This is a genomic window from Mongoliibacter ruber, from assembly GCF_003003005.1.
GTDB lineage: Bacteria > Bacteroidota > Bacteroidia > Cytophagales > Cyclobacteriaceae > Mongoliibacter > Mongoliibacter ruber.
Genome location: NZ_PVTR01000032.1, coordinates 1 through 4,082, shown reverse-complemented (window position 1 = coordinate 4,082; position 4,082 = coordinate 1). Strand labels below are relative to the sequence as shown.

5 protein-coding genes are annotated in these 4,082 nt (G+C 39.6%); 4 read left to right on the top strand and 1 reads right to left on the bottom strand.

The window, feature by feature from the left end; translation table 11 throughout:
• The first annotated feature begins 425 nt into the window (after positions 1-425).
• From CLW00_RS21065 to CLW00_RS21055, 3 genes are all read left to right on the top strand, one after another.
• Positions 426-1,688 carry an adenylate/guanylate cyclase domain-containing protein gene (locus tag CLW00_RS21065; protein ID WP_106135690.1) on the top strand — a complete coding sequence of 421 codons (1,263 nt, stop codon included), beginning with the start codon at positions 426-428 and terminating at the stop codon, positions 1,686-1,688.
• 172 nt (positions 1,689-1,860) lie between these two features.
• Positions 1,861-2,187, top strand: coding sequence for a hypothetical protein (locus CLW00_RS21060; protein ID WP_106135689.1), 327 nt, complete (start codon positions 1,861-1,863; stop codon positions 2,185-2,187).
• Positions 2,184-2,657 (top strand): hypothetical protein, encoded by a 474-nt coding sequence (locus CLW00_RS21055; protein ID WP_106135688.1) that lies wholly within the window; start codon positions 2,184-2,186, stop codon positions 2,655-2,657. Before CLW00_RS21060 ends, CLW00_RS21055 begins: the two co-directional genes overlap by 4 nt.
• A gap of 313 nt (positions 2,658-2,970) precedes the next feature.
• Here CLW00_RS21055 and CLW00_RS21800 read toward each other — a convergent pair whose 3' ends face one another.
• The gene (locus CLW00_RS21800) at positions 2,971-3,099 is read right to left on the bottom strand and encodes a hypothetical protein (RefSeq protein WP_281257467.1); all 129 of its coding nucleotides are present in this window, start codon (positions 3,097-3,099) and stop codon (positions 2,971-2,973) included.
• A gap of 336 nt (positions 3,100-3,435) precedes the next feature.
• On the opposite strand from CLW00_RS21800, the gene CLW00_RS21050 reads away from it, so the two are divergent.
• Positions 3,436-3,975 carry an MDR/zinc-dependent alcohol dehydrogenase-like family protein gene (locus tag CLW00_RS21050; protein WP_211300243.1) on the top strand — a complete coding sequence of 180 codons (540 nt, stop codon included), beginning with the start codon at positions 3,436-3,438 and terminating at the stop codon, positions 3,973-3,975.
• Positions 3,976-4,082: the final 107 nt, after the last annotated feature.

Sequence of the window (4,082 nt, the reverse complement as noted above, 5' to 3'; positions counted from 1 at the left end):
CATATCTACTACTTCGGCACTTCCTCCCTTACGGAAGGTTTGGACTTCGGTGTGATGTGTCACCTCATCCGACCTCGTAGCCTCCGTATATGGTTCCTGTTCGTCAGTACAGACACCGCAGTCTGGCTTACTTCACTGCATGCCTCACGGCAAACCAGCTTGCCACTTGCTTGGCTTCGGGACGTTACGCCCGCGCTTAAGGGACTTTCACCCGTTGGAACGCTCATTTAAATGAACTATATTCACCATTCAAGGCACACACAGCACCTACCCAAAAGTGGCGGTTCAGTGGTATAATGAAGCTTTCTGCTTCTATCAAAGTTTGTGCTTGGTTGACAGTGAAGTGCTCCGAAATCGCCACCTTCGGGTAGCTGCGAAACGTTGGCAGCAACCATAATTAGACAGTAACTAACACGAAAAGAAATATGGCAAAAAATCTATTTGAGAATAAGAAACCTGAATCGGTAGACAAGCAACTTGATACTTTGGAAGCAATTAGACAAAGGAAGGAAGAAATTATTTCTCAAGAAACTGAAACCATAAAAAACATAAGAGCAGGTTTTCAAGAGACTGTTGTAATGTTCATAGATATGGTAGATTCAACCAAGTTTAAGACCGCAAACATTGAGACACCCGAAAAGTGGATTCTGAGAGTAAGACAATTTTCTGAAATTGTTAAAGAATACATTACAGAGTGTGGAGGACGAGTAGTTAAATATATAGGTGACGAATTGATGGCTGTATTTCCTAGAGCAAGCAAAATAAATGATGCAATCAACCTGTTGAATAGAATTAAAGACTTACAAAGAGACTTGTCAGAAATTACCGGAGAGCCAACTACAATAAAAATCGCACTAGATTTCGGTCAAGTTTATTTTTTAGAATACGATGGGCATAATGAACCTGACCCTCAAGGAACACCAATTGACAGATGTGCGAGAATTGCAAAATATTGCAGAACAGGAACAGCCTTAACATCATTTGAATTGGTAAAGAATAGTGACAATCCACGACTTTGGTCTTTAATAGGAGAAGCTGAACTAAAAGGTATTGGAACAACGAGAATATATCAATTTGGTGAAGGGACAATTGAAATAAAAGAGACGACCGAAATTCCTACTACTGAATTAACAGCACTCAAAGACAAAGTCAACAAGCAGCAATCAGAAATTGAAAGCATTACCTTAAATCTTAAAGATGCTGAAACAATAAACGGAGAACTCGCACAAAAACTAAAAGATGCTGGTGAAAAAATATCTGAAGATTTGATTTTAAATTTAGATGATAGTGAAGACAATGAATGTGAGCATAATTGGGATAATATCAAATCGAAAATATCAGCATTAAAAAAGATGATTTATGATTGTCCAGCACCACAATATGAATTTGGCAGGTTTTTATTTCTTCACATGAGAGATGAATACTGGGAATATAATTCATACACTGGCGACACATTTGACACATCCATTGAAGCTAATCTACTTAGAGTTAGTAGTGAAAAATATTATGAACTTGACATATCGAATAGACGAAATAAAAAAGCGATAGAACTGATGGACGAAATTGAATTTGACCTCAAAAAATTTGAATCAGAGTGCAGAGAAAGTGATGACAAAGACCTTTTTGATTACAGCCTAAAATCGCCTGAATTTTGGAGTAAATATGTCGGAATATCAGTTACAAGATAGAATGGCAGCTGCCAACACGGGTTTTGCGTCAGGCGGGATGACGTGCAAACTTGGAGCTTTGTGCTTCTATTCTAGTGTAGTGCTGGTTGACAGTTTTGTGCTCCGAAACCCGCCCGAACGCAAAGCCCGAAAACGTTATGCGGCAGCTTAAAAAGACACTACAACATAGACAATGGGACATAAAGTAGTTTGTTTAGAATGTAAAAAATCATTTAGCCAAGGAACTGACTTTAATGACAGAAGAGAAGCTAATTGCCCTGATTGCGGCAAATCAATGACACTTTTGCCTCACCGATTTAGACCACCTAAAAAGACAGAAGACAAAAAATGGGAAACGGTTAAGTTTCTAATTGAAAATGGATTTTATTATCAGCACATATACGAAATAGTTGAAACCAAAAATGGAGTGACGAACTTTCAGAATTATGCAAAGTATCCTGATAATCTTCGGGACGCGAAGGAATTTGTTGAACAATATAAAGACCAAGCACGAAAATGAATGAAGGAAAACTCAATAAAGACCAAAAACAGGCAGAACTTACAAAGTATCGAGACTTGGTCTTGGCGACACTTGACTATTACCTTGAGAACAAAATAATGCAAATCAAGAGTGCGGACTTTGACTCTAGTGAACATTACAAAGGACTTAAAATACAAACAGAAGAACACTATCAAAAAGGAAGGCTGACAAGGCTAAAACAATGGTTTCGTGACTTGACAGAAATGCAAGTAGAAACAGGTGACTTGAAATTCAACAAGTATCTGCAAGACAAAACCAAGTATGACGTTGACATTTTTAAATCTTTTTTTGAGCGAGTTGACAAAGTAATAGAAAAAGGTAAAATCACGACAGACAATCAATTTAACGACATCAATATGATGGTTGACCAACTTTGCCAAACCGAACCAGTTGACAATGAAAAAATAGAAATATTAAACAGACTTTTAAGTGAATTCGAAAAACGATAATCAGGACAGACAAGAAAGCCGACCGCATAATCGAGTGGATGGCCGCAGGCCATAAGCCTGCGGAGCACCCCTCACACCACCGTACGTACGGGTCTCGTATACGGCGGTTCATCAAGCATAGGATAGCCGCTCTTTTCACCGACTATCCCTTTCCGCTACTTTTAAGATAGGGCTACACGGTGGCTCCCTATCGAATTTTCACTTCACCTGATGTTCGGTCCTTCACTACCTTGTAAGTCTTCCCTGTATTTCAGGGCTTGTTTCCAGTAGCTACTATGACTTCGGCTGACTTCTTGGCTCATAGAAACCTAGTCTATTCCAAGATCTCCCTTGGTAAGGTGAATATCCTTGTGCCTATCTCTGCCATATCTACTACTTCGGCACTTCCTCCCTTGCGGAAGGTTCGGACTTCGGTATGATGTGTCACCTCATCCGACCTCATAGCCTCCGTATATGGTTTCCCGATTTTCGGGACAGGCTCTGTTCGTCAGTACAGACACCGCAGTCTGGCTTACTTCACTGCATGCCTCACGGCAAACCAGCTTGCCACTTGCTTGGCTTCGGGACGTTACGCCCGCGCTTAAGGGACTTTCACCCGTTGGAACGCTCATTTAAATGAACTATATTCACCATTCAAGGCACACACAGCACCTAAGAAGCTTGGGGCGGATATTTGCATATGGAAGGTTTAATTCCCGTATTTATCTTAATCTTAGATTCATAGTTAGTTGCTTCGAAATGCCCCACGTTTCTTAGCCGCGGACCGTTATACACCATTTTGAGAACGACACTAACAATCATATTGACACTAATTGGACTTTTGACTTTCGGGCAAGAAAACAAACTTGACGAAGACGGAAGTCTCATAAATAAAATTGAACCTGAATTACTGGACAGTTTATATGTAAAAGCTTTAAACCACAGGTTTGATTTACTTTTACAGAGTGGATGGCATTACGTTGAAATGAACGAATACGGAAGTAGAATTAAAAACTTAAACGTTCCGGACAGGTATAAATTCCTGACGACAGACGAGTTAATTGACTTATCAATAAAAGAGAAACGGACAATTAATGTTTTAAGAGTTGTTCACAACATAATATCCAAAGACACGGTTGACATAAATTTTGGTTATATAGGATTTACAGGAAAAAGAAAACTTCATTTTTACAAAGGAATGCGTTTTAGAAAGGCTAAAATTACTGTGGGTTGTGGTGGGACAAATGGATACCAACCTGACATAAGATTTGCTTTCGACAGTCTGACGAATGAATGGAAAATAAAAAAAAATCGTTTTGTAAAGACAAATGAAGAATAGAAAAACGGTGTATAATCGAGTGGATGGCCGCAGGCCATAAGCCTGCGGAGCACCCCTCACACCACCGTACGTACGGGTCTCGTATACGGCGGTTCATCAAGCATAGG